Source organism: Bradyrhizobium sp. CCGB01, assembly GCF_024199795.1.
Classification (GTDB): domain Bacteria; phylum Pseudomonadota; class Alphaproteobacteria; order Rhizobiales; family Xanthobacteraceae; genus Bradyrhizobium.
On the sequence record NZ_JANADK010000001.1, the window covers coordinates 136,448 to 161,815 of the forward strand.

Consider the following 25,368-nt stretch of genomic DNA (forward strand, 5'->3'; position numbering starts at 1 on the left):
CCCCTCACCCCGACCCTCTCCCCGCAAGCGGGGCGAGGGAGAAAACCTCAATTCTCGATCTTGTATCCCGTCGCCTTCACGATCGGCTGCCAGAACGCGGTGTTCGCGGCGAGCTCCTTCGTCAATGCCTCCGGAGTTGAGCCGACCGGGATCAGCCCGATCGCGGTGAGCTTCTCCTTCACCTCGGGCTTGGCAAGCGCGGCGCTTGCGGCGGCACCGAGCTTGCTCGCAAACTCCGGCGGGCTGCCGGCGGGGAGCCACATGCCGTACCAGGCGTCGGCGACGAGATCGATGCCGCTCTCCTTCAGGGTCGGGACATCGGGCGCAAAGGGCGATCGTTCCGCGCTCGACACCGCGATGATCTTCACGCCCTTGGCACGATGCTGCGGCAACGCGTCCGCCAGTGTCGTGATGCCGAACGAGATATGGCCGCCGACGAGGTCGTTGAGGATCGGCGCGCTGCCGCGATAGGGCACGCGGGTCAGGGGAATGCCGAGATCCTTCTCGAGCTTGGAGCCCATGAAGTGCGGAATGGTGCCGTTGCTCGGCACGCCGAACGACGTCTTGTCCGGATGCGCCTTCAGCCAGGCGACGAATCCCTTGAAGTCAGTGGCATCGATCCCCGGGCCGATCACGAGCGCGAATTCGAACCGCGCCAGCAGCGAGACCGGCACAAAATCCCTGGCGGTATCGAAGCTCGGCGTCGCCTCCACCATCGGCAGCAGGTACATGGTGGGACCGGTCGTCACCAGCACCATGCTGCCGTCGGGGCTGCCGCCCTTCACCGCCTTGATGCCGATCAGACCGTCGCCACCGGTACGGTTCTCGACCACGATGGTCCGTTGCAGCGCCGGCGCCATCTCCTGCGCGATCAGCCGGCACAGCGTGTCGCCGCCCGCCCCGGCCGCAAACGGGAAGATGATCTTGCTCAGCCCGGCCTGCGCTTGCGCTTCGCCCGCCTGCGCCAGCAGCGGCAGACCGAGACATCCGGCCATGAATTTGCGGCGATCCATTCGCGTCCTCTCCAGCCCATTATTGGTTGGCGGCATTAGAGCCGGGCTGGCGCCCAACACAAGGCCGACCTTCGCCGTTTACCATTCCGGCCGCCTTGCGCCGGCCATCGTCCTGCTGCAAAAGCAGGCCTCATCGGGGCCGTCTTTTCGCCCCGCCGCTTCCCAATCAAAAGCAATTCGTTGCACGCACCATGGCCAGCCCCGAACTCAGTCAATTCCGCCGCATCGTCGTCAAGGTCGGCTCCGCACTGCTGGTCGATTCCGACAAGGGCGAGGTGCGGGCGTCCTGGCTGGCCGCGCTCGCCGATGACATGGCCAAGCTGCACCGTGAGGGCCGCGACGTCCTCGTGGTGTCCTCGGGCTCGATCGCGCTCGGCCGCAGCCGCCTAAAACTGCCGCGCGGGCCGCTGAAGCTGGAGGAGAGCCAGGCCGCCGCTGCCGTCGGCCAGATCGCGCTGGCGCGGATCTGGTCGGAGGTGCTCGGCGCCCACGGCATCGGCGCGGGGCAAATCCTGGTGACGCTCCAGGACACCGAGGAGCGGCGGCGCTATCTCAACGCGCGCTCCACCATCGGAAAGCTGCTGGAGTGGCGCGCGATCCCCGTCATCAACGAGAACGACACGGTCGCCACCAACGAGATCCGCTACGGCGACAATGACCGCCTCGCCGCGCGCGTCGCCACCATGGCGAGCGCCGATTTGCTGGTGCTGCTGTCCGACATCGACGGGCTCTACGACGCCCCGCCGAAGAACAACCCGAACGCAAAGCTCATTCCCGTCGTCGACAGCATCTCCTCGGAGATCGAGGCGGTGGCGGGCGATGCCGAGTCCGAGCTGTCGCGCGGCGGCATGCGCACCAAGGTCGAGGCGGCCAAGATCGCCACCACCGGCGGCACGCATATGCTGATCGCCTCCGGCAAGATCGAGCATCCGTTGCAGGCGATCGCCGACGGCGGCCGCTGCACCTGGTTCCTGACGCCGGCCAATCCCATCACGTCACGAAAACGCTGGATCGCGGGCTCGCTGGAGCCGAAGGGCACGCTGACCATCGATGCCGGCGCGGTCGCCGCGCTGCGCGCCGGCGCCAGCCTGCTCCCCGCCGGCGTGATCAAGGTCGAGGGCCAGTTCGCCCGCGGCGACGCCGTGATCGTGCGCGGCCCCGACACCAGCGAGGTCGGCCGCGGCCTGATCGCCTACGACGCCGACGACGCCGAACGGATCAAGGGCCGCTCGTCGCCGGACGTGATGGCGATCCTCGGCATCAGCGGGAGGTCCGAGATGATCCACCGCGACGATCTGGTGGTGGGCGGGTAAGGGCCGCTGCGGCCCTTTCGTTGGGCCAGTGGCCTAGCCTGAGCGCAACCCGGGGTACCAGCCATACCCTCCCGACCCTTCGCAGACGCGGGATTTCCGTGCTAGGACACCGCCTTAGCAGAAGGTTGAAACTCCAATGGCCGCCCCCCTCAAAGCCGTCGACGGCAATGCCGATCTCCAGGCGCTGATGTCCGATCTCGCCGCCCGCGCCCGCGCTGCCGCGCGCGTGCTGGCGCTGGCGCCGCCTGAGCAGAAGAACCGGGCGCTCGAGGCCATGGAGCGGGCGATCCGCAGCAACGCTGCGGCGATCCTCGCCGCCAATGCCGAGGACGTCGCGGAGGCCCGCGCCTCCGGCAATGCCACCTCCTCCTTCATCGACCGCCTGACGCTGACGCCGGCGCGCGTCGAAGGCATGGCCGAGGGCATCGGCATCGTGCGCGGCATCGCCGATCCGGTCGGCATCGTCACCGAAAGCTGGCAGCGGCCGAACGGCATGACCATCGAGCGCGTACGCGTGCCGCTCGGCGTCGTCGGCGTGATCTTCGAGAGCCGCCCGAACGTTGCGGCGGATGCCGGCGTGCTGTGCCTGAAGTCAGGCAACGCCGTGATCCTGCGCGGCGGCTCCGACAGCTTCCGTTCCTGCCGCGCCATCCATGAATGCCTGGTGCAGGGACTGCGCGAAGCCGGCCTGCCCGAAGCTGCGATCACGCTGGTGCCGACGCGCGACCGCGCCGCGGTCGGCATGATGCTGTCTGGGTTGAACGGCGCCGTCGACGTGATCGTGCCGCGCGGAGGCAAGAGCCTCGTCGCGCGCGTCGAGCAGGAGGCGCGCGTGCCGGTGTTCGCGCATCTCGAAGGCGTCAACCACGTCTACATCGATGCCAGCGCCGACCTCGCCATGGCGAAGTCGATCGTGCTCAACGCAAAAATGCGCCGCACCGGCGTCTGCGGTGCGGCCGAGACGCTGCTGGTCGATCGCGCCGCTGCGGGCAAAAACCTGAAGCCGCTGGTCGAGATGCTGATTGAGGCCGGCTGCGAAGTGCGCGGCGACGACGCCGTGCAGAACGCCGATGCACGCGTAAAACCCGCCAGCGAGGACGATTGGGACACCGAATATCTCGACGCGATCATCGCGGCGAAGGTGGTGGACGGTGTCGACGGCGCAATCGCGCATATCCAGAACCACGGCTCGCATCACACCGACGCGATCGTGAGCGCGGATGAGGCTGCTGCGACGAAATTCCTGAGCGAGGTCGATTCCGCGATCGTGTTGCACAACGCCTCGACGCAGTTCGCCGATGGCGGCGAGTTCGGCTTCGGTGCCGAGATCGGCATCGCCACCGGCCGCTTCCACGCCCGCGGCCCGGTCGGCGCCGAGCAGCTGACGAGCTTCAAATATCGCGTTCACGGCACCGGTCAGACGCGGCCGTAAGTAACGTCGCGAGGCGGGGGCATTGAGCAAAAATTTCGTCGTGCCGCGTTCCGTCGCGCAAGCGGCCCCGCCCTCGACATCGGGCATGCGCATCGGCCTGCTCGGCGGCTCGTTCAATCCGCCGCATCAGGCCCATCGCGCGATCAGCCAGTTCGCGCTGAAGCGGTTGCAGCTCGACCGCGTCTGGTGGCTGGTGACCCCCGGCAATCCGCTCAAGGAGAACGGCAATCTGCACGAGCTCGGCGAGCGCATGCAGGCCGCGCGCGAGCTCGCTGATGATCCCCGGATCGAGGTGAGCTGTCTCGAATCCGTCATTCGCACCCGCTATACTATCGACACGATCAACACCTTGCGCCGCCGCTTCAGAGGCCTGCGCTTTGTCTGGATTATGGGCGCCGACAACCTCGCTCAATTCCATCGTTGGCAGGACTGGCGGCGCATCGCCGCCCAGGTGCCGATTGCAGTGATCGATCGCCCGCCGCAGAGCTTTCGCGCCCTCGCCTCGCCCGCCGCCAAGGCGCTCGCGCGCTACCGCCTGCCCGAGAACAAGGCGGCATTGCTCGCGGACCAGCGGGCGCCGGCCTGGGTGTTCCTGAGCGGATTGAAGCTGAATCTGTCCTCAACGGGCCTGCGGAACCCGGACGGGAGCTGGAAAGGTACGAAGTGAGACAGAGTCTGCGGACAGAGTGTGGGCTTCGGGCTCTCTGGCATATTGAAACCCTTAACCCCACATGATGTAGTGTAACCGGTGAGCGCTGGATTCGGCGTTCGCGATACAGTGAAAGGAATGGTCCCTGACCACATCTGTATTGTCCAAGTCTGTTTTACCCAAGGTTGCCAAGCCTACGCGTAAAACATCGACCAAAGCTGCGGCCTTGAAGGCGCAACCCGACGCCGACAAGACGCTGAGCCTGATCCTCTCCCGCCTCGACGACATGAAGGCGGAAGAGACGGTCACCATCGACCTTCGCGGCAAATCGGCGTACTCCGACTACATGATCGTCACCACCGGCCGGGTGAACCGGCATGTCGGCGCGATCGCGGAAAACGTCGCCAAGGGCCTCAAGGAAAACGGCATCAAGAGCATCCACGTCGAGGGCTTGCCCAATTGCGACTGGGTGCTGATCGATTCCGGCGATGTGATCGTGCACGTGTTCAGACCCGAGGTCCGCGAGTTCTACAACCTCGAGAGGCTGTACACGCAGGGCCCAGGGGCGGCGAAGGCGATCTAGGCTCGCTGGGCCGATTTCGAATCGGCTGACGCGCATGCTAGCGTCGTGCGCGCGCATATTGCGCGCGGCCTTGAAAACACGACCCTGAAGATATCATGCGCGTTGCTGTCATTGCGGTGGGCCGGCTGAAGCAGGGCCCCGAACGGGAACTTGCCGACCGCTATTTCGAGCGGTTCGACGAGGCCGGCCGCAAGCTCGGATTCCGCGAGCTCGTCATCCACGAAATTCCCGAAAGCCGCGCGCGCGACACCGCGACCCGGATGGCCGAAGAGGCCGCCGCGATCAGTGCGCACATCCCGGAAAAATCGATCCTGGTGGCGATGGACGAGCGCGGCCAGAATCTCGACTCCACCGTATTCGCACGGCACCTCGGGCGCTGGCGCGACGAGGGTGCCGGACATACTATCTTCGTGATCGGAGGGGCCGACGGACTTTCGCCCGAATTGCGCCGTAAGGCCAAGCTCGCGATCGCGTTCGGCTCTGCGACCTGGCCGCACCAAATGGTCCGCGTCATGCTTCTGGAACAGCTTTATCGGGCCGCCACCATTCTGGCCGGCCATCCCTATCACCGCGCGTGATGCGCGCCACAACGAGCACCTTTGCGTAAAGCGATGCGAGCGCCGATCCTCAACCTGCTGCTGATCGCGGGCGTCACGGGCGCAAGCCTCGCGCAAGCTCAGACGGCAGCGCCGGTGCCGCAGACGGCGGCCGTCTCGCCCGATGCGATCAAGCAGCGCGAGCAGGAGCTCGAGGCTGCCCGCGCAAGGCAGAAGAGCGCGGAAGAGGCCCAGGCCAAGCTCAAGGCCGAGATCACCTCGCTCGGCCAGGACCGCACCCAGCTCAATCAGCAGCTGATCGACACCGCGGCCAATGTGCGGGGCGTCGAGACCAAGATCGACGAAGCCGAAGCGCGGCTGCGCGCGCTGAACGGCCGCGAGCAGCAGATGCGCAGCTCGCTGGAGTCGCGCCGCGCCGACATCGTCGAGGTGCTGGCGGCCTTGCAGCGGGCCGGCCGGCGCACGCCGCCGGCGCTTTTGGTGCGGCCCGAAGACGCGCTGCAATCGCTGCGCACCGCCATGCTGCTCGGCGCCGTGGTGCCGGAATTGCGCGGCCGCGCCGAGAAGATCGCGGCCGACCTCGGCGAGCTCGTGGCCTTGCGCAAAAACATCGCCGCGGAACGCGACCAGCTCGCCACCGACCGCGACAAGGTCCGCGACGACCAGAGCCGGCTCACCGCCCTGGTCGACGAACGCCAGCGCCAGCAGTCCTCGCGTGAAAAGGACTTGGACGCCGAGAATTCACGCGCCATCGCGCTTTCGAGGCAGGTCGGCGATCTCCAGGGGCTGATCGCCAAGATGGAGCAGGATCTGCAAAGCGCCGCCAAAGCGGCCGAGAAGGCGGCTGAGGCGGCAAGGCAGGCCGAGGCCAAGGCAGCTGCAAACGCGGCCGCCAACGTTAAGCCCGGTCCGGGCGCTTTCAAGGACCGGTCCCGGACTACCCCTGCGATCGCCTTCGCGTCGGCCAAGGGGCTCCTGCCTCTTCCGGTTAACGGTAACAAGATCAGGGACTTTGGCGGTTCCGACGGGGTCGGCGGTGTCCAGAAGGGCATTTCGCTGGCAAGTCGGCCCGGCGCCCAGGTCACGACGCCGTGTGATGGCTGGGTCGTCTATGCCGGCCCGTTCCGCAGCTATGGACAACTCTTGATCCTCAACGCCGGGGGCGGGTATCATGTCCTGATCGCCGGGATGGAGCGCATTTCGGTCAACATCGGTCAGTTTGTGCTCACGGGCGAACCGGTCGCGACCATGGGGTCGACTTCTCAAGTCGCCTCCATTCTCGCCACGAACGCGAGTCAACCTGTGCTGTATGTCGAGTTCCGTAAGGACGGCACTCCAATCGATCCAGGCCCATGGTGGGCCGCAAATGAAGGCGAGAAGGTTCGCGGATGATGCGCAAGACTTCAGTTATCCTCCTCAGCGCGGCCACCGGTGCGGCGCTGACGCTGTTCGTGACCCAGCCGCGCGCGGTCTTCATGGGCTCCAGCGCGCGAGCCGCCACCGCAGACACCTATCGCCAGCTCAATCTGTTCGGCGACGTCTTCGAGCGCGTGCGCTCGGACTATGTCGAGAAGCCCGACGACACCAAGCTGATCGAATCCGCCATCAGCGGCATGCTCACCGGGCTCGATCCGCATTCGAGCTACATGGACGCCAAGAGCTTCCGTGACATGCAGGTGCAGACCCGCGGCGAGTTCGGCGGCCTCGGCATCGAGGTCACGATGGAGGACGGCCTGATCAAGGTGGTCTCGCCGATCGACGACACCCCGGCATCGCGCGCCGGCGTCATGGCCAACGACATCATCACCAATCTCGACGACGAAGCCGTGCAGGGCCTGACCCTGAACCAGGCGGTCGAGAAGATGCGCGGTCCGGTCAACACCAAGATCAAGCTCAAGATCATCCGCAAGGGCCAGGACAATCCGATCGACGTCACCTTGGTGCGTGACAACATCCGCGTCCGCTCGGTGCGCGCGCGCATCGAAGCCGACGACATCGCCTATATCCGCATCACCACCTTCAACGAGCAGACCACCGAAGGCCTGAAGCGCGAGGTCGCCAACCTCTCGAATCAGATCGGCGACAAGCTCAAGGGCTACATCATCGATCTCCGCAACAACCCGGGCGGCCTGCTCGAGGAAGCGGTCACCGTCTCCGACTCGTTCCTGGAGAAGGGCGAGATCGTCTCGACCCGCGGCCGCAATGCCGAGGAGACCCAGCGCCGTACCGCGCATGCGGGCGACCTTACGAAGGGCAAGCCGGTCATCGTGCTGGTCAATGGCGGCTCGGCCTCGGCGTCGGAAATCGTCGCCGGCGCGCTGCAGGACCACAAGCGCGCGACCATCGTCGGCACGCGCTCGTTCGGCAAGGGCTCGGTGCAGACCATCATTCCGCTCGGCTCGGGCAACGGCGCGCTGCGTCTGACCACGGCGCGCTACTACACGCCGTCGGGCAAGTCGATCCAGGCCAAGGGCATCGTGCCCGACATCGAAGTGCTGCAGGACGTGCCGGATGAGCTGAAGTCGCGCACCGACACCAAGGGCGAGGCTTCGCTGCGCGGCCATCTCAAGAACGACGGCGACGAGAAGACCGGCTCGCAGTCCTACGTTCCGCCGGACGCCAAGGACGACAAGGCGCTCAAGCTCGCCGACGACCTGCTCCACGGCATCAAGAACAGCGCTTCCGCGGCGCCGACGCCGGGCAACGACAACAAGGCCACGACCGACAAGCCCAAAGCGGCGAACTAAGCCGGCGCATCACTCGATCTCGCGAAAGGGGCGGCTCCAGGAGCCGCCCCTTTTTGCTTGGAGCTGCCGACACCCCCGGCCTATCCGGCCTGCCGTCGCTTGACCCCGGCGTGGTATCGTCATTGTTGAGTGATTCGGGATCGCGCATGACTGAAACGGCCGATGATCTGAGCGCCCCGCTCGGACAGGACAAGCCGCGCCGGAAACGGCGGCTGCGGCTGCCGTTCACCGCCATGCAGGCCCTCGCGGTCATGCTCGGCCTGTTCCTGGTCGCCTTCGCCGGCTTCGCCATCTTCAACAAGGATCCGCTCGGCGGCGAGCCGATGACGCGGATTGCGATCCGTGAACCCAAGGCCACCGACGAGAAGCCGGCCGCCGCCGCGGGCCATGGTCAGGACAGCAGGCAAGAGAGCAAGCACGAGACCAGGGAGACGCCGAAGCAGGCGGGCGAGCAGAAGACCGTCACCATGATCGACGGTTCCACCGGCACGCGCCACGACGTGGTGATCGGCGGCAGCGATGCCGCAGACAAGGGCGAAGCTGCGGCCGCATCCGCTCCACCGCCCGTCATGGCCGGGATCGACCCTAAACTGCTGGAAAAATCGCGCTACGGCATGATCCCGGTCGTTGCCGGGGACCTGAAGCCGTTCAACGTCTACGCAGCGGACGCCGATCGCGCCAAGGCGGCGAAAATGCCTGTGGTCGCGATCCTGATCGGCGGCCTCGGCGTCGGTGCGGCCAAGACCACCGACGCGATCATGCGGCTGCCGCCGGCGGTCACGCTGGCCTTCACGCCCTATGGTGCCGATCCCGGCAAGCTGGCCGAGCGGGCCCGCGCGCAACGCCACGAGATCTTCCTCCAGATCCCGATGGAGCCCTACGACTTCCCGGACAACGATCCGGGCCCGCAGACGCTGCTGACCTCGCTCACGGCCGACCAGAACATGGACCGCCTGTACTGGCACCTGAGCCGGATGCAGGGCTATGCCGGCCTCACCAATTTCATGGGCGCGCGCTTCATCGCGACCGACGCCGCGATGCAGCCGATCATCCGCGATGCGGCCAAGCGCGGCCTCGGCTTCTTCGACGACGGCTCCTCGCCCCGCAGCATCGCGCCCCAGGCCGCGGCAAGCCAGGCGATGCCGTTCGGCAAGGGCGACATCGCGATCGACGTGGTGCCGACCCCGACCGAGATCGACCGCGCCCTGAACAAGCTCGAATCGGTGGCGCGCGAGCGCGGCGTCGCGGTCGGCACCGCCTCCGCCCTGCCGGTCTCGATCGAGCGGATCGGCAGCTGGACCAAGTCATTGAGCGACCGTGGTATCCTTTTGGTGCCATTGACAACCGCGATGCTGAAATCAAAATCCAGCTAAATCAACGGATTGGTACCGCACTGGCCCTCGGGGCCGGCATGCCCACCAAAAGCACGCGAGAGGTCTGGCGGAATGGCGCGTTACGAAGATCTGCCCTACCGGACTTGCGTCGGTGTGATGCTGATCAACAAGAAGGGTCTGGTGTTCATCGGCCGCCGCGCCGGCGGCATCGAGCATGTCGACGACGCCCATGTCTGGCAGATGCCGCAAGGCGGCGTCGATCCCGGTGAGGACACCTGGGATGCGGCCAGGCGTGAGCTCTACGAGGAGACCAGCGTGCGCTCGGTCGAGCGGCTCGGCGAGGTTCCGGACTGGCTCATCTACGACATCCCGCGCACGGTCGCGGGGCGCGCCTGGAAGGGCCGCTATCGCGGCCAGCGCCAGAAATGGTTCGCGGTGCGCTTCACCGGCAAGGACAGCGAGATCAACGTCGAAAAGCCCGGCGGTGGCGGCCACAAGGCCGAGTTCGTGAGCTGGCGCTGGGAGCCGATGAAGAACCTGACGGGGCTGATCATCCCGTTCAAGCGCCCGGTCTACGAGCGCGTGGTGAAGGAATTTTCCGCGCTGGCGGATGAATAAATCAAATCGTCATTCCGGGTTCGATGCTAATGCATCGCCCGGAATGACGATGAAAGATACGCTCGTGACCGATCAGAAGCCCTACCGCCCCAACGTGGGGATAGCCCTCTTCAATGCCGATGGCCGTGTGCTGATCGGGCACCGCTTCAAGGGCGACGGACCCGAGATCATCCTGCCGGGCCTCGACTGGCAGATGCCGCAAGGCGGCGTCGACGAGGGCGAGAATTTGCGCGACGCCGCGCTGCGCGAGCTTTGGGAAGAGACCAGCGTCAGGAGCGCTGACTATCTCGGCGAGACCGACTGGCTGACTTACGAATTCCCTCCCTATGACGGACCGCAGACGCACCGGCTGGCGAAATTCCGCGGCCAGCGGCAAAAGTGGTTCGCGCTGCGCTTCACCGGCAAGGACGACGAAATCGATCCGCTGACGCCGCGCAACGAACAGCCCGCGGAGTTCGACGCCTGGCGCTGGGAGCGGCTCGACCGCGTCGCCGATCTCGTGGTGCCGTTTCGCCGCGACGTTTACCGCGCGGTGGCGCGAGAGTTTGCGCCGTTCGGAAACTAACCTGCGAAAACAACCCCATGCACAGTAGAGATGGGGTTGAAATCGTTAGAGGATTTTTCGCCGGAAATTTACGTGTGAGCGTGTGAGGGGCGCACCACTCTCTTATTCCCTCCCCTCTTTCGGGGGAGGGAACGCACCTTCGTTGGCGCGCTGGTTCGAGTCTCAACTCATCGCAATTCTAATTCATCGGTCCCACCGTGAACGGGCCGATCGCGATGACGTGGCAATCGCTGTCGCGCTTGGCGCAGTCGGCGAGCGCGGAATTGACGGCGGTCTGCTCGTCGGCGGCTTTCAGGCCGAGGCCCGGCCGGCCCGCGGTGCCGACCGCGACCGCGGTCCAGCCCATGGCGTCGGTGAGCTTGCGCATCACCTCACCGCGCGCATCGGCCACGATCGAGGCGCTGGAAGCGGCATTGAAGAAGCCGGTGATCCTGAACAGGGTCGGGATCGGCACGACGAAATTGTCGTCGATCGCGACGACCAGGCAGGCGACGCCGGCGATGGCGCCGCACGATTCCAGAGAACGCCGCGCCGCGTCCTCAGTGGATGATGCGCCGAGCACCATGAAATATTGTCCGCCCGGTCCGAGCGCGACCGAGCGGGACTTCGCCGCCGGCACGAACATGTTCTCGAGCCGGACCTTCTGCGGTTCGCGCACGATCGGAAAATCCTTCGAGGCGAACGGCCGCTCGGTCATGGCGTCGTGCCGCACCCAGGGCTGTGGCGGCATCGGCGGCTTGCCGTGCGCGTAGACCATCGTGTTGCCGACGGCATAGAGCTCGCAGCGTCGTGGCGATTGCGCGGCATCGGCCCGCTTCTGACACTGCTCGAGCGCGGAGCTGCGCGCGGCCTCCTCGTTCGGCTGGTTCAGCGCCGAGCCGGTGAAGCCGCCGACATTGAGCGCGAAGGCCTTGTAGTCGCCGGCCGTGGAATAGTCGCCGGCGAGGTAGCTGCGGACGCGCTCGTTGATGAAGGGCACGCTGTCGGCATTGAACTTGCCGGCCATCGGCGAGGCGGACGGTGACGGTGCGGGCATCGGAGCCATCGCAGCGCCGGCATTCGCCGGTGCCATCGGCATCATCGGCGTCTTTGCCATCTGGGTCGGCATCGGGCTCGGCGCCGCCGTCATTGCGCTCGGCGCGGCACTCGGTGTTGCGACCGGCGGCGCGGCGACGCTCGCCGTCTGCTTGAGCTTGGTGTTGTAGAGGAAGCCGGAAACGCCGATGGCGGTGACCGAGACCACCGCAACCACCAGCGGCCACATCCATACGGGTGCGGCGGCCAGCTTGGAGACCGGCTTCTTGATCTGCGGCGTCGCGTAGCTGCCGTCCTCGCGCCGCATCGCCACCATGTAGGCATGCACCGGCGTCGGGATGTTCTTGACCTCCTGCGCGCCGATATCGGCGAAGTGCACCGACAATTTGTTGGCGACCTGCTCGTGCACGGCGCGGGAGACGCAGATGCCGCCGACCTCGGCGAGGCCTTCGAGCCGGGCCGCGATATTGACGCCGTCACCGAGCAGATCGCCGTCGCGCTCGACCACGTCGCCGATGGTGATGCCGATGCGGAACGACATCTGCCGGCTCGGCGGATAGGCCATGTTGCGGGTTCGCAAGGATTCCTGGATGTCGATCGCGCAGCGCACCGCATCGACCGCGCTCGGAAATTCCGCGAGCACGGCATCGCCCGCCGTGTTGAAGATGCGTCCGCCGGCCTTGGCGATGAAATCGTCGACGACCTCGCGATAGGAGGCGAGACGCCGCAGCGTCTCCTCTTCGTCTTCCGCGACCAGCCTCGAGTAACCGGCAATATCGGCTGCGAAAATCGCTGCGATCTTGCGTTTCATCTGTCACCAGCCCCGGAACAAATTCGCGAGGGCAGAATGCCGCTATCGGCGGCGCGGTGCAACAAAGTTTCAGCGCCCGCCACTTCCGTGACGAGCGCTGAACCTGTTCAGAAATTTGAAACCTGAGCCCCGGAGCAGTGCACCGGGGCTTAGTGCATAGCCGTGCTGTTGAGCTGCTGCTGGATGCTCTTGAAGTGGTCGAGCCGCGCGATGGCCTGGTCGAGCTCGTCGCCCTCGTGCTCCTTCAACCCTTCCTCCATCTCCGCGACGGTCGCAGCAAACTGGATGCGGTCGAGTTCGGCCAGCGACGTCGCGACGTCGGCGAGCACGGTGAGGCCCTTTTCGGAGACTTCGGCGATACCGCCGAGCACGATGATCTTCTCGTGCCGGCCGCCGGAGGTCACGGTGAGAATGCCGGGCCGGATCGCAGCCACGACCGGCGCATGTCCCGCCAGCACGCCGAAGTCACCTTCGACGCCGGGGATGTCGACCTGGTCGACCTCGCCCGAGAATGCGAGCTTTTCCGGCGAGACGAGATCGAAGTGGAAGGTGGCCATTGGAAACCTGCGAATGGTGAGTAGCGAACGGGCGACTGGCGAATAGCGAATGGCGAATAGATTCTACTCGCCACTCCCTATTCGCTATTCGCCTCTTAGGCGGCTTCGGCCGCCAGCTTCTTGCCCTTCTCGACTGCCTCTTCGATGGTGCCGACCATGTAGAAGGCGGCTTCCGGCAGGTGGTCATACTTGCCTTCGCAGAGGCCGCGGAAGCCCTTGATGGTGTCCGCGAGGTCGACGAACTTGCCGGGCGAGCCGGTGAAGATTTCGGCGACGTGGAACGGCTGCGACAGGAAGCGCTCGATCTTGCGGGCGCGGGCCACCGTCAGCTTGTCCTCTTCCGAGAGCTCGTCCATGCCGAGAATGGCGATGATGTCCTGGAGCGACTTGTAGCGCTGCAGCACCTGCTGGACCTGACGCGCGGTGTCGTAGTGCTCCTGGCCGACGACGAGCGGCGAGAGCATGCGCGAGGTCGAGTCGAGCGGATCCACCGCCGGGTAGATGCCCTTTTCCGAGATCGCGCGCGACAGCACCGTGGTGGCGTCCAAGTGCGCGAACGAGGTCGCGGGCGCCGGGTCGGTCAAGTCGTCGGCCGGAACGTAGATGGCCTGCACCGAGGTGATCGAACCCTTCTGCGTGGTGGTGATGCGCTCCTGCAGCGCGCCCATGTCGGTGGCGAGCGTCGGCTGATAACCCACCGCCGAAGGAATACGACCCAAGAGCGCCGACACTTCCGAGCCGGCCTGGGTGAAGCGGAAGATGTTGTCGACGAAGAACAGCACGTCCTGGCCCTGGTCGCGGAAGTGCTCGGCGACGGTCAGGCCGGTGAGGCCGACGCGGGCGCGGGCGCCGGGCGGCTCGTTCATCTGGCCGAACACCAGCGCGCACTTCGACTTCACGCTCGGATCCGGATTGTGCGGATCGGCGTTGACCTTGGACTCGATGAACTCGTGATAGAGGTCGTTGCCCTCGCGTGTACGCTCGCCGACGCCGGCGAACACGGAGTAGCCACCGTGCGCCTTCGCGACGTTGTTGATCAGCTCCTGAATCAGCACGGTCTTGCCGACGCCGGCGCCGCCGAACAGGCCGATCTTGCCGCCCTTCGCATACGGAGCCAAGAGATCGACGACCTTGATGCCGGTGACGAGAATTTCAGCTTCGGTCGACTGGTCGGTGTAGGTCGGCGCGTCCTGGTGGATGGCGCGCACGCCTTCGGACTTGATCGGGCCGGCTTCGTCGATCGGCTCGCCGATCACGTTCATGATGCGGCCGAGCGTGCCGTCGCCCACCGGAACCGCGATCGGCTGGCCGGTGTCGGTCACTTCCTGGCCGCGCACCAGACCCTCGGTCACGTCCATCGCGATCGTGCGCACGGTGGACTCGCCGAGATGCTGCGCAACTTCCAGCACGAGGCGGATGTTGCCGTTCTTGGTTTCCAGCGAATTGAGAATGGCCGGCAGGTGGCCTTCGAACTGAACGTCGACGACGGCGCCCATGACCTGGGTGACGCGACCGACCGGGTTAGCTGCTGTAGCCATGAAGCTCTCCTTCGAAATTCTGTACTTGAACGACCGTCGTTTAGTTCGTGCGTCAGACCGCCTCGGCGCCGGAGATGATCTCGATCAGCTCCTTGGTGATCTGGGCTTGACGGGTTCGGTTGTAGATCTGGGTTTGCTTGCGAATCATTTCACCCGCGTTGCGGGTGGCGTTGTCCATCGAGCTCATCTGCGCGCCGTAGAACGAGGCGTTGTTTTCCAGCAGCGCACGGAAGATCTGGACCGCGATATTGCGCGGCAACAGGCCGGACAGCAGCTCGTCCTCTTCCGGCTCGTATTCGTAGGACGTCGTCGCCGCGTTCGCCGCCTTTTCCTCGACGACCAGCGGAATGATCTGCTGCGCGGTCGGGATCTGGGCAATCACCGACTTGAACTGCGCGTAGAACAGCGTGCAGACGTCGAACTCGCCGTTGTCGAAACGGGCCAGCACCTTCTTGGCGATGTCCTCGGCGTTGACGAAGCCGAGCTGGCGAACGCTGCGCAGGTCGAGATGCTCGACGATCTGCTTGTCGAACAGGCGACGGAGCTGCTCGTAGCCCTTGCGGCCGACGCAGAAGAATTTGACTTCCTTGCCCTGCGCGATCAGCGCCTGGGCGCGTTCGCGCGCGAGGCGAACGATCGAGGAGTTGAAGGCGCCGGACAGGCCGCGCTCGCCGGTGCAGACCAGCAGCAGGTGGACCTGGTCCCTGCCGGTGCCGGACAGCAGCGCCGGCGCGCCGGGCGAACCCGCGGCAGCGCTGGCGATATTGGAAATCACCGCGCTCATCTTGTCGGCATAGGGCCGCGCCGCCTCGGCCGCCTGCTGGGCGCGGCGCAATCTGGACGCCGCGACCATCTGCATGGCCTTGGTGATCTTCTGCGTCGCCTTGGTGGAGGCGATGCGGACGCGCATGTCTTTAAGTGACGCCATTCTTCGTTCACCCCGGCGGTTCGACGCAACATCGAACCGCTAGCCTGTCCCTAACGCGATGCCCGGCCGGGCGCCGGGCACGCTTCGTGTTGTCTTGCCTCTCGCGAAGCGGTCATGGCCGGAAGACCCGGCCATGCAGCAATCAGGCGAAGCTCTTGGCGTAGCCTTCGACCGCCGACTTCAACTTGGCGGCGGTGTCGTCGGAGAGATCGCGGCTGTCCCGGATCGCGGTGAGGATGTCGGCGTTCTTGCCGCGCAGCAGCGACAGCAGGCCGTCCTCGAACGCGCGCACCTTGTTGAGCGGCAGCGGATCGAGATAGCCGTTGGTGCCGGCCCAGATCACGCAGACCTGCTCTTCCATCTTCAGCGGCGCGAACTGCGGCTGCTTCAGCAGCTCGGTCAGACGCGAACCGCGGTTGAGCAGGCGCTGGGTCGAGGCGTCGAGATCGGAGCCGAACTGCGCGAACGCCGCCATTTCGCGGTACTGCGCGAGCTCGCCCTTGATCTTGCCGGCGACCTTCTTGGTGGCCTTGGTCTGCGCCGAAGAACCGACGCGCGACACCGACAGACCGACGTTCACCGCGGGACGGATGCCCTGGAAGAACAGGTCGGTTTCCAGGAAGATCTGGCCGTCGGTGATCGAGATGACGTTGGTCGGGATGTAGGCCGACACGTCGTTGGCCTGGGTTTCGATGACCGGCAGCGCCGTCAGCGAGCCCGAACCCTGGTCCTTGTTCAGCTTCGCCGCGCGCTCAAGCAGGCGGGAGTGCAGATAGAACACGTCGCCCGGATAGGCTTCGCGGCCCGGCGGGCGGCGCAGCAGCAGCGACATCTGGCGGTAGGCGACGGCCTGCTTGGACAGATCGTCATAGATGATGACGGCGTGCATGCCGTTGTCGCGGAAGTATTCGCCCATGGTGCAGCCGGTGAACGGCGCGATGTACTGCATCGGCGCCGGGTCGGAGGCGGTGGCGGCGACGACGATCGAGTATTCGAGCGCGCCCTGCTCTTCCAGCACCTTCACGAACTGGGCAACGGTCGAACGCTTCTGGCCGATCGCGACGTAGACGCAATACAGCTTGATGTTCTCGTCCGGCTGCGCGTTGAGCGGCTTCTGGTTCAGGATGGTGTCGAGCGCGATCGCGGTCTTGCCGGTCTGACGGTCGCCGATGATCAGCTCGCGCTGGCCGCGGCCGATCGGGATCAGGGCGTCGATCGCCTTGAGGCCGGTCGCCATCGGCTCGTTCACCGACTTGCGCGGAATGATGCCGGGCGCCTTGACGTCGACGCGCATGCGCTTGTCGGCCTGGATCGGACCCTTGCCGTCGATGGGATTGCCGAGCGCGTCGACGACGCGACCGAGCAGGCCCTTGCCGACCGGCGCGTCCACGATGGCGCGGGTGCGCTTGACGGTCTGGCCTTCCTTGATCTCGCGGTCGGCGCCGAAAATAACGACACCGACGTTGTCGGTTTCGAGGTTCAGCGCCATGCCGCGGGTGCCGTTCTCGAACTCGACCATTTCACCGGCCTGGACGTTGTCCAGACCGTAGACGCGGGCAATACCGTCGCCGACGGACAGCACCTGTCCGACTTCGGAAACTTCAGCTTCCTGGCCGAAATTCTTGATCTGGTCCTTGAGGATCGCGGAAATTTCCGCGGCGCGGATGTCCATCAGCCTGCCTCTTTCATCGCGTGCTTGATCGAATTGAGTTTGGTGCGAAGCGAACTATCGATCATGCGGCTGCCAAGCTTGACCACGAGGCCACCGATGATCGAGGGATCGACCTTCACGTTGAGCGCGACGTCCTTGCCGGTCACCGACTTCAGGGCAACCTTGAGGGCGTCGAGATTCTTGTCCGAAAGCGCTTCCGCCACGGTGACGTCGGCCGTCGTCTCGCCCTTGAACTTGGCGACGAGGGCGCGATAGGCGCGAATGACGTCAGCCACCGCGAACAGGCGGCGGTTGGCGGTCAGGACCTTCAGGAAGTTGGCGGAGATGCCGGCGATGCCCGCCTTGTCCAGCACGGCCGAGAGGGCCCTGGACTGGGCATCGGCCGCAAAAACCGGGCTGCGGACGAGGCGCTTCAGATCGGCGCTTTCGTTCAGCAAGGCCTCGAATTTATCAAGATCGGCCTTGACCTCGTCGACCACTTTCTGGTCGCGGGCCAGTTCAAACAAGGCCGTTGCATAACGACCGGACACACCTGAAACGGACGTATCTTCTGCAGCCACAGACGCGCTCTTTTTGCTGTCAAATTCGCAAGGGAAAAACCGTCGCCACAACGCGGCGCCAAGCGATCCAAGCCCTTGGAATTCAAGCGGGACTTCGATTTTCGGCCGACACGGGAGGTGCCGGATCCGTTAAAATCGCGGCTTTGCTATCATAGCAGGCGCGCACGTGCAACATGACGCCAAATTAAAGGCACGACCTTCTGTCGCCAGTTCGTCGCAGACGACGGCGCCGCGTCAACGAACTGCCACGACACGGAATTGCCGCGAGCATTGCGGCGGCCCGACGCCCATTCGTTCCTGCCCCCAGCGCATAGCCGCCATGAACACAGATCGCTGAGGCGTGATTCCGATCCCGTCGGTTCCACCTTCCGAATACTTACCCAATTCTAAATATCGGGAACAACAACTTCGATCTACAGTATTCGAAAGTAATCTTTAGATTAACAAATCGTTAAAGCCGAAGGCTGCGGAGCATCGGCTGAATATCGGCCGCCGGTAACAAGATATTACACGACGACATAGAACAGATTTACTGCCCAATTCACGCCTCATTAGGAATCGAAACGCGATCCCGCTCACAAACTGATAGGGGCTCCTCTTGCCACATATGTGGCAATACTAGCTTAGGGACTGATAAATGCTGTCTTTGAAGACGCTGGGCGTGACCCGGCCGCGTACGGCGATCGCTTTCATCGCCGCAACCCTGGTCGTCGGTGGAACCGCCACCGAAGCCTCTGCCAAATCCCGGCATCACCACCGCTATTCTCACCATCATCACCGCCACCACGCCCAGAACGATACCAACACGACCTCCGATTGGCGCAACGCCAATGCGTCGATGACGCCGTCGTCGGGCACGGGCCGCAGCTTCTCTGGCATGGCCTCCTACTACGGCAACGAATCCGGCAGCAGGACTGCCTCGGGCCAGCGCTTCAACCAGAACGCCATGACCGCGGCGCATCGTTCGCTGCCGTTCGGCACCAAGCTGCGCGTCACCCATGGCAGCTCGAGCGTCATCGTCACCATCAATGACCGTGGTCCGTTCATTCGCGGCCGGGTTCTCGATCTCTCCACGGGCGCTGCCCGCGCCATCGGCCTCACCGGTGCCGGCGTCGGCCGCGTCACCGCGGAGGTCGTCTCCTAAGGCGCGAGATGCGCCTCACCGCAGTTCCCGTCAGCGTCCGCATGGACCTGTGAGCGACGGGATCAGCGGGTAAAACAAACCCGCCGTCTTGGGGGACGGCGGGTTTTTCTATTCTTCCGTCATTGCGAGCGAAGCGAAGCAATCCAGAGTCTTTCCGCGGAGGCTGTCTGGATTGCTTCGCTTCGCTCGCAATGACGGGGGAGAACTACAAAAAGCTCTGCGGGTCGACGTCCACTTCGAGCTTCTGATTGCCCTTCGGCTTCGGGCAGACGGCGAGCCAGTTGCGCAGATAGTCCGACAGGTCGAAGCCGCGCGCCGATTTCACCAGGATGCGGAAGCGGTAGCGGCCCTTGATGACCGCGAGCGGCGCCTCCGCCGGACCCAGCACCACCACACGCTCGTCGCGCGGTGCGAGCGCAACGAGACGGCGGCCAAGTCCTTCGGCGCTCGGACGGTCGCCTGCCGAGATGATCAGGCTCGCGAGCCGGCCGAACGGCGGATAGAGCGTGCGCTCGCGCAGGTCGATCTCGCTGTCGTAGAAGGCCTCGCGGTCGCAGGCGATCAGCGCCTTCATCACGGGATGATCGGGCTGGTGGGTCTGGAGATAGCCGACGCCGCGGCCCTGCTCGCGCCCGGCGCGGCCGATCACCTGGTTGAGCAATTGCCAGGTGCGTTCCGAGGCGCGCGGATCGCCATTGCTGAGGCCGAGATCCGCATCGACCACGCCGACGAGGTTGAGCCGCGGGAAATTGTGGCCCTTGGCGACGAGCTGCGTGCCGATGATGACGTCGACGCGGCCCTCCGCGATCTCGGCAAGTTCCGAGCGCATGGTCTCGATCGAGGTGATGAGATCGCTCGACAGCACCATGGTGCGTGCGTCCGGGAACAGCGCGGCCGCCTCCTCCTGCAAGCGCTCGACACCGGGCCCGACCGCGACCAGCGATTCCTCCGCTGCGCAATGCGGGCAGGTCTGCGGGCGCGGCATCGAGAAGCCGCAGTGATGGCAGACGAGGCGCTGGCGGAAACGGTGATCGACCAGCCAGGCATCGCAGATGGTGCAGGCGAAGCGATGGCCGCAGGCACGGCACAGCGTCAGCGGCGCGTAGCCGCGGCGATTGAGGAACAGCAGCGCCTGCTCGCGCTTTTCGATCGCCGTTCTGATTTCGGAGGCCAGGCGCGGCGAGATGAAGCGGCCGCGCGCGGGCGGCTCGCGGCGCATGTCGATGGCCTCGATATGCGGCATGTGCTGGCCGCCGAAGCGCGAGGGCAGCGCGATGCGCTGATAGCGGGTCTTGCGCGCATTGACCTCGGACTCGACGGACGGCGTCGCGGACGCCAGCACGATCGGAATCTTTGCGATATGCGCCCGCACCACCGCCATGTCACGGGCGTGATAATGCACGCCCTCGTCCTGCTTGTAGGCCTGGTCGTGCTCTTCATCGACCACGATCAGCCCGAGATTGGCGTAAGGCAAAAACAGCGCCGAGCGCGCGCCGACCACGACCGGGGCGGTGCCTTCAGAGATCGCAGCCCAATTGCGCGCGCGGGTGCGCGGCGTCAGTTCCGAATGCCATTCGATCGGGCGCACGCCAAAACGCTGCGCAAAACGGTCGAGGAACTGGCCGGTCAGTGCGATCTCCGGCATCAGGATCAGCGACTGTTTTCCGCGACGGATCGCTTCCGCGACCGCCTCGAAATAAACCTCGGTCTTGCCGGAGCCGGTGACGCCGTCCAGCAGCGCGACGTGGAACGTGCCGTTGGCGGCAAGCGCACGCATCGTATCGGCGGCGGTGCGCTGGAGCGGCGAAAAATCCGGCCGGCCGAATTCCGGATCGGGCGCGGGCGGCGGCGGAGGCGGCGGCATCGGCTCGACCGTCAGCGTGCCTTCGTCGACGAGGCCGTCGATCACGCCGGCCGAGACTCCCGCTTCCTTGGCCGCCTCGGACTTGCCGTGCAGCAGCCGGTCCGACAGCACCTCCATCACGCGCTGCCGCGCCGGCGTCAGCCGCCGCGGCGGATCGCCGACCAGGCGCACGCCGGCGCGCACCCGCTCGGGGCCGAGATTCTCGCCCATCCGCAGGCACATGCGCAGCACCATGCCGCGCGGGCTCAGCGTGTAATTGGCGACCCAGTCGACCACGGAACGCAACTCGGGCTTCAAAGGCGGGATGTCGAGCTTTTCGTTGACCTCCTTGAGGCGGTTGTGCAGGCGCGGATCGGGATTGGCGTTTTCGGCCCAGACCACGGCGAGCACCTCGCGCGGGCCGAGCGGCACGCCGACGAGATCGCCCGCCTTCAGCTCCATCCCGCGCGGTACCTTGTAGGAATAGGTCTGGTCGAGCGCGACCGGCACCAGCACGTCGACCATGCGGGTCGCGTTGGCGGGGGCGGCGTTGCTGCGCGACGAGTGATCCATGAAGTGTCTTGGAGGGAGAATCGGAACCTGGAGACCTCGAGGCTAGCGCCCCGGGGCGGCCTTAGCGAACAGTAAAGGGGTGTGATGCGATATACTGTGCGGAATCATTACGTCCAGAGCGCATGAGCAAAGCGGCCGCCCCAAAAATCGAGCTCGCCAGCGCCGATCCTGACATCGCGCAGGAGATGACGCGCTGGCTGTCGCATCTCGGCGCCGAGCGGCGGCTGTCGCCGAAGACGCTGGAGGCCTATGGCCGCGACCTCAGGCAGTGCCTGGATTTCCTCTGCTCCCATTGGGGCGAACGCGTCACGTTGGCGCGCTTCGCCGCGCTGGAAGCCACCGACATCCGCGCCTTCATGGCGATGCGCCGCGCCGACGACATTGCCGGCCGCAGCCTGATGCGCGCGCTGGCGGGCCTGCGTTCGTTCGGCCGCTTCCTCGAGCGCGAAGGCAAGGGCAAGGTCGGCGCGTTATCCGCGATCCGCGCGCCAAAGGTTGCGAAGAGCCTGCCGAAGCCGCTGCCGATGGCATCGGCAAAGCGCCTTGCGGACGCCGACGAGCGCGCCGGCGAGGAACGCGAGACCTGGGTTCTGGCGCGCGATGCCGCGGTGATGGCGCTGCTGTATGGATCGGGCCTGCGCATCTCCGAAGCGCTCGGCCTGAAGCGCCGCGAGGTGCCGCGTCCCGGCGAGGGCGACGTGCTGATCGTGACCGGCAAAGGCAACAAGACCCGCATGGTGCCGGTGCTGCAGAACGTGCTCGAGCTGGTGCAAGAGTACGTCGCGATGTGCCCCTATCCGCTGCCTCCCGAGGGCCCGATCTTCCTCGGCGCGCGCGGCGGCCCGCTCAGCCCGCGCATCATCCAGCTGGCGATGGAGCGGCTGCGCGGCGCACTCGGCCTGCCCGACAGCGCGACGCCGCACGCGCTCCGCCATTCCTTCGCCACGCATCTGCTCTCGCGCGGCGGGGACTTACGCGCCATCCAGGAATTGCTCGGTCATTCCTCGCTCTCGACCACGCAGATCTACACCGGAATCGATTCCGAGCGGCTGCTCGAGGTCTATGCGAGCGCGCATCCGCGGCGCTGAAGCCTGACATGAAGCTGTCATAACGCGCGTCCCTCTTGCGCGGCGCCCGCGGTTCGGTCAATCGTGAGGAACCGAGACCGGAGGGGAATCATGAGCGCACACGAAAGCATGGAGCACGCCGAGCACGCCGAACACGCGTCCGGCTCGAACAAGAAGATCGCGCTCCTGATCGCGATTCTGGCGCTGTTCCTGGCGATCTCGGAAACGCTCGGCAAGGGCGCCCAGACCGAATCGATCAGCAAGAACGTCGAGGCGGCCAATCTCTGGGCCTTCTTCCAGGCCAAGAGCATCCGCCGCACCGTGGTGATCACCGCGGCCGAGCAGGGCAAGCTCACGCTGGGCGCCACGACCGACGACGCCATGAAGGCGACGGTGCAGAAGCAGGTCGACGACTGGACCAAGACCGCGCAACGCTACCGCTCCGAGCCGGAGACCGGCGAAGGCACCGAGCAGCTCGCCGAGAAGGCCAAGCACGCCGAGCACGTGCGCGACGAGGCGACCGCGAAATACCATCACTTCGAGCTGGCGTCCGCCGCTTTCCAGATCGGCATCGTGCTGGCCTCGGCCACCATCATCACCGGCATGATCGCGCTCGCTTATGTCGGCGGCATCCTGACGCTCGCCGGCCTGTTCATGACCGCGCTCGGCCTGTGGTGGCCGCATCTGCTGCATTTGCATTGAGCTGATGCGGGGCGCTTGAAGCCACACAGACAGTGTCATGCCCCGGCTTGACCGGGGCATCCAGTACGCCGCGGCTTCTCGGTGTTTGATTGACGTCTCTGGACAACTGGATTGCCCGCCTTCGCGGGCAATGACACTGAGTATGTGTCAGCGCGCCTCGTGCACGCTCTTGCGGAAGCGCTGGATCAGGCGGAGCGTGCGGGAGGACCAGCCTTCGCCGTTGCCGGCGATCAGCTCGCGGACGCGCCGCTTGATCGGGTCGACCAGCTCGGCGGCCTTGGCGCGCAGCTTCATCACGAGATCATAGACCCGCTCGAACCACTGCATCTCCATGAGCTTGTCGCGCGTCACGTCGAACACGAAGGCGGTGACGCCGACGCCGAGCAGCTTTGCGAACAGGATGGTGAAGACCGCGCTGGTCCAGTACTCGTGCGCGAGCAGCCACAGCCCCACCAGCTTGAGCGGAAACAGCGGGATGATCGGGACGGCGAAGACGATCAGCGTCATCGCCGGCGACAGCGCATCGACACGCTCCGACAGCCATTGCTTGAACCGGGCGAGCGGGATGATTGCGACAACCCGCGCGACGACCGGCTCGAGATGGTCCCACAGCCAAGCTTCGATCAGGAAGATGATCGCCAGCAGGACCCAGACCGGTTGAAGTAGGCGGCGTAGCATGTGATGTCCCGCCCGATTTGGCGCTGGGCGCCGCCTACATATGGATCGCCCGCTTGCCGACCGCAAGCGCGGCCTCCTTGATGGCCTCCGAGCGGGTCGGATGCGCGTGGCAGGTGCGGGCGAGATCTTCCGCACTGCCGCCGAACTCCATGAGAACACAGGCTTCGTGGATCATTTCGCCGGCTTCGCGGCCGATAATGTGCACGCCGAGCACGCGATCGGTCTTCGCATCTGCGAGAATCTTCACAAAGCCGTCGGTGGTCTGGTTGACCTTGGAGCGGCCGTTGGCGGTAAAGGGAAACTTCCCGACGGTATAAGCCACACCCGCCTGCTTCAGCTCCTCCTCGGTCTTGCCGACGGAGGACACTTCCGGCGTGGTATACACGACGCCTGGGATAACGTCGTAGTTCACGTGGCCGGACTGGCCCGCGATGATCTCGGCGACGGCGACACCTTCATCCTCGGCCTTGTGCGCGAGCATGGGCCCGGCGACGACGTCGCCGATGGCGTAGACGCCCTTGAGGCTGGTGGCGAAATGCGGATCGATCTGCACGCGGCCGCGATTGTCGAGCGCCACGCCGGCTTCCTTCAGGCCGAGCCCATCCGTGTACGGCACGCGGCCGATGCAGACGAGAACGACGTCGGCTTCGATCGTCTCGGCCGCGCCACCGGCAGCCGGTTCGATCTTTGCGAGCAGCGCCTTCCCATTGTTCTCGACACCCGTGACCTTGGAGCCGAGCTTGAACGCAAATCCCTGCTTTTCCAGGATGCGCTGGAATTGCTTCGCGATCTCGCCGTCCATGCCGGGCAGGATGCGATCGAGGAATTCGACGACCATGACTTCGGACCCGAGTCTGCGCCACACCGAGCCGAGCTCAAGCCCGATCACACCGGCGCCGATCACCAGCATTCTGCCGGGCACTTTCTCCAACGACAGCGCGCCGGTCGACGACACGATGCGCTTCTCGTCGATCTCGATGCCCTTGAGACGCGCGATGTCCGAGCCGGTCGCGATCACGATGTTCTTCGTCTCGATCACCTGCGACTTGCCATCGGCGGAGACTTCGACCTTGCCGGTGCCTAAGATCTTGCCGGTGCCCTTGAGCACATCGACCTTGTTCTTCTTCATCAGGAACTCGACGCCCTTGACGTTGCCGTCGATGCCCTGCTGCTTGAAGTTCATCATCGCCGGCAATTCGAGCTTCGGCGCGGAGACGGACACGCCCATCTTGGCGAAGGAATGCCCGGCTTCCTCGAACATCTCGGACGCGTGCAGCAGCGCCTTCGACGGCATGCAGCCGACATTGAGGCAGGTGCCGCCGAGCGTGGCGTTCTTTTCGACCACGGCGACTTTCATGCCGAGCTGGCTTGCGCGCACCGCGCAGACATAACCGCCAGGTCCGGTGCCGATGACGACGAGATCGTAGGTAGCCATGAGAGGAAGTCCCG

Annotated in this window: 23 protein-coding genes; 13 read left to right on the forward strand and 10 right to left on the reverse strand. The window is 65.4% G+C overall.

Annotated elements, in window-relative coordinates:
• Positions 1-47: 47 nt before the first annotated feature.
• The gene (locus tag NLM25_RS00555) at positions 48-1,013 is read right to left on the reverse strand and encodes a Bug family tripartite tricarboxylate transporter substrate binding protein (protein ID WP_254135660.1); all 966 of its coding nucleotides are present in this window, start codon (positions 1,011-1,013) and stop codon (positions 48-50) included.
• A gap of 191 nt (positions 1,014-1,204) precedes the next feature.
• Between NLM25_RS00555 and proB the strand changes: the two genes are divergently transcribed.
• The 10 genes from proB (at position 1,205) to NLM25_RS00605 (ending at position 10,811) form a co-directional block, all read left to right on the forward strand.
• Complete coding sequence (gene proB / locus NLM25_RS00560; RefSeq protein ID WP_085348678.1) at positions 1,205-2,326, forward strand: glutamate 5-kinase; 1,122 nt, start codon at positions 1,205-1,207, stop codon at positions 2,324-2,326.
• A gap of 136 nt (positions 2,327-2,462) precedes the next feature.
• Positions 2,463-3,758: a glutamate-5-semialdehyde dehydrogenase gene (locus NLM25_RS00565; protein ID WP_254135661.1), complete on the forward strand. Its 1,296-nt coding sequence runs from the start codon at positions 2,463-2,465 to the stop codon at positions 3,756-3,758.
• A gap of 22 nt (positions 3,759-3,780) precedes the next feature.
• The gene (locus tag NLM25_RS00570; RefSeq protein ID WP_254135662.1) at positions 3,781-4,425 is read left to right on the forward strand and encodes a nicotinate-nucleotide adenylyltransferase; all 645 of its coding nucleotides are present in this window, start codon (positions 3,781-3,783) and stop codon (positions 4,423-4,425) included.
• Positions 4,426-4,633: 208 nt separating this feature from the next.
• Complete coding sequence (rsfS, locus tag NLM25_RS00575) at positions 4,634-4,990, forward strand: ribosome silencing factor (protein WP_254115073.1); 357 nt, start codon at positions 4,634-4,636, stop codon at positions 4,988-4,990.
• Between the two features lie 95 nt (positions 4,991-5,085).
• Entirely contained in the window at positions 5,086-5,568 is a 483-nt protein-coding gene (gene rlmH / locus NLM25_RS00580; protein ID WP_254135663.1) for a 23S rRNA (pseudouridine(1915)-N(3))-methyltransferase RlmH, read from the forward strand.
• A gap of 33 nt (positions 5,569-5,601) precedes the next feature.
• Entirely contained in the window at positions 5,602-6,939 is a 1,338-nt protein-coding gene (locus NLM25_RS00585) for a murein hydrolase activator EnvC (protein WP_254115071.1), read from the forward strand.
• A complete protein-coding gene (locus NLM25_RS00590) occupies positions 6,936-8,294 on the forward strand; it encodes a S41 family peptidase (RefSeq protein WP_254115070.1) in 1,359 nt (452 codons plus the stop codon). Before NLM25_RS00585 ends, NLM25_RS00590 begins: the two co-directional genes overlap by 4 nt.
• Before the next feature lie 146 nt (positions 8,295-8,440).
• On the forward strand, positions 8,441-9,667 hold the full coding sequence (locus NLM25_RS00595; RefSeq protein WP_254135664.1) for a divergent polysaccharide deacetylase family protein: 1,227 nt from the start codon (positions 8,441-8,443) through the stop codon (positions 9,665-9,667).
• A gap of 72 nt (positions 9,668-9,739) precedes the next feature.
• Complete coding sequence (locus NLM25_RS00600) at positions 9,740-10,246, forward strand: RNA pyrophosphohydrolase (protein ID WP_254135665.1); 507 nt, start codon at positions 9,740-9,742, stop codon at positions 10,244-10,246.
• A gap of 64 nt (positions 10,247-10,310) precedes the next feature.
• Positions 10,311-10,811, forward strand: a complete 501-nt coding sequence (locus NLM25_RS00605; protein WP_254124124.1) for an RNA pyrophosphohydrolase — start codon at positions 10,311-10,313, stop codon at positions 10,809-10,811.
• Positions 10,812-10,989: 178 nt separating this feature from the next.
• Here the strand turns inward: NLM25_RS00605 and NLM25_RS00610 are convergent, their stop codons facing one another.
• The 6 genes from NLM25_RS00610 to NLM25_RS00635 all read right to left on the reverse strand — a co-directional run bounded on the left by NLM25_RS00610 (position 10,990) and on the right by NLM25_RS00635 (position 17,912).
• Complete coding sequence (locus tag NLM25_RS00610) at positions 10,990-12,657, reverse strand: adenylate/guanylate cyclase domain-containing protein (protein WP_254135666.1); 1,668 nt, start codon at positions 12,655-12,657, stop codon at positions 10,990-10,992.
• A gap of 149 nt (positions 12,658-12,806) precedes the next feature.
• Entirely contained in the window at positions 12,807-13,214 is a 408-nt protein-coding gene (locus NLM25_RS00615; RefSeq protein WP_254115066.1) for a F0F1 ATP synthase subunit epsilon, read from the reverse strand.
• Positions 13,215-13,309: 95 nt separating this feature from the next.
• Positions 13,310-14,752 (reverse strand): F0F1 ATP synthase subunit beta, encoded by a 1,443-nt coding sequence (atpD, locus tag NLM25_RS00620; RefSeq protein ID WP_254115065.1) that lies wholly within the window; start codon positions 14,750-14,752, stop codon positions 13,310-13,312.
• 52 nt (positions 14,753-14,804) lie between these two features.
• Positions 14,805-15,680: a F0F1 ATP synthase subunit gamma gene (locus NLM25_RS00625; protein WP_254115064.1), complete on the reverse strand. Its 876-nt coding sequence runs from the start codon at positions 15,678-15,680 to the stop codon at positions 14,805-14,807.
• A gap of 142 nt (positions 15,681-15,822) precedes the next feature.
• Positions 15,823-17,352 carry a F0F1 ATP synthase subunit alpha gene (gene atpA, locus NLM25_RS00630; protein ID WP_254115063.1) on the reverse strand — a complete coding sequence of 510 codons (1,530 nt, stop codon included), beginning with the start codon at positions 17,350-17,352 and terminating at the stop codon, positions 15,823-15,825.
• A complete protein-coding gene (locus tag NLM25_RS00635) occupies positions 17,352-17,912 on the reverse strand; it encodes a F0F1 ATP synthase subunit delta (protein WP_254115062.1) in 561 nt (186 codons plus the stop codon). Before NLM25_RS00635 ends, atpA begins: the two co-directional genes overlap by 1 nt.
• A gap of 637 nt (positions 17,913-18,549) precedes the next feature.
• On the opposite strand from NLM25_RS00635, the gene NLM25_RS00640 reads away from it, so the two are divergent.
• Positions 18,550-19,056: a septal ring lytic transglycosylase RlpA family protein gene (locus NLM25_RS00640; RefSeq protein ID WP_254135667.1), complete on the forward strand. Its 507-nt coding sequence runs from the start codon at positions 18,550-18,552 to the stop codon at positions 19,054-19,056.
• Positions 19,057-19,261: 205 nt separating this feature from the next.
• Here the strand turns inward: NLM25_RS00640 and NLM25_RS00645 are convergent, their stop codons facing one another.
• Positions 19,262-21,472 carry a primosomal protein N' gene (locus tag NLM25_RS00645; RefSeq protein WP_254135668.1) on the reverse strand — a complete coding sequence of 737 codons (2,211 nt, stop codon included), beginning with the start codon at positions 21,470-21,472 and terminating at the stop codon, positions 19,262-19,264.
• A gap of 122 nt (positions 21,473-21,594) precedes the next feature.
• Here NLM25_RS00645 and NLM25_RS00650 point away from each other — a divergent pair, with 122 nt between their 5' ends.
• Together NLM25_RS00650 and NLM25_RS00655 are read left to right on the forward strand one after the other, a co-directional pair.
• Positions 21,595-22,560 (forward strand): tyrosine recombinase XerC, encoded by a 966-nt coding sequence (locus NLM25_RS00650; RefSeq protein ID WP_254135669.1) that lies wholly within the window; start codon positions 21,595-21,597, stop codon positions 22,558-22,560.
• Between the two features lie 90 nt (positions 22,561-22,650).
• Positions 22,651-23,241 (forward strand): DUF4337 domain-containing protein, encoded by a 591-nt coding sequence (locus tag NLM25_RS00655; protein WP_254115058.1) that lies wholly within the window; start codon positions 22,651-22,653, stop codon positions 23,239-23,241.
• Positions 23,242-23,388: 147 nt separating this feature from the next.
• Here NLM25_RS00655 and NLM25_RS00660 read toward each other — a convergent pair whose 3' ends face one another.
• Both NLM25_RS00660 and lpdA read right to left on the reverse strand, forming a co-directional pair.
• Entirely contained in the window at positions 23,389-23,919 is a 531-nt protein-coding gene (locus NLM25_RS00660) for a hypothetical protein (RefSeq protein WP_254135670.1), read from the reverse strand.
• A gap of 34 nt (positions 23,920-23,953) precedes the next feature.
• Positions 23,954-25,354 (reverse strand): dihydrolipoyl dehydrogenase, encoded by a 1,401-nt coding sequence (gene lpdA / locus NLM25_RS00665; protein ID WP_254135671.1) that lies wholly within the window; start codon positions 25,352-25,354, stop codon positions 23,954-23,956.
• Positions 25,355-25,368 lie beyond the last annotated feature (14 nt).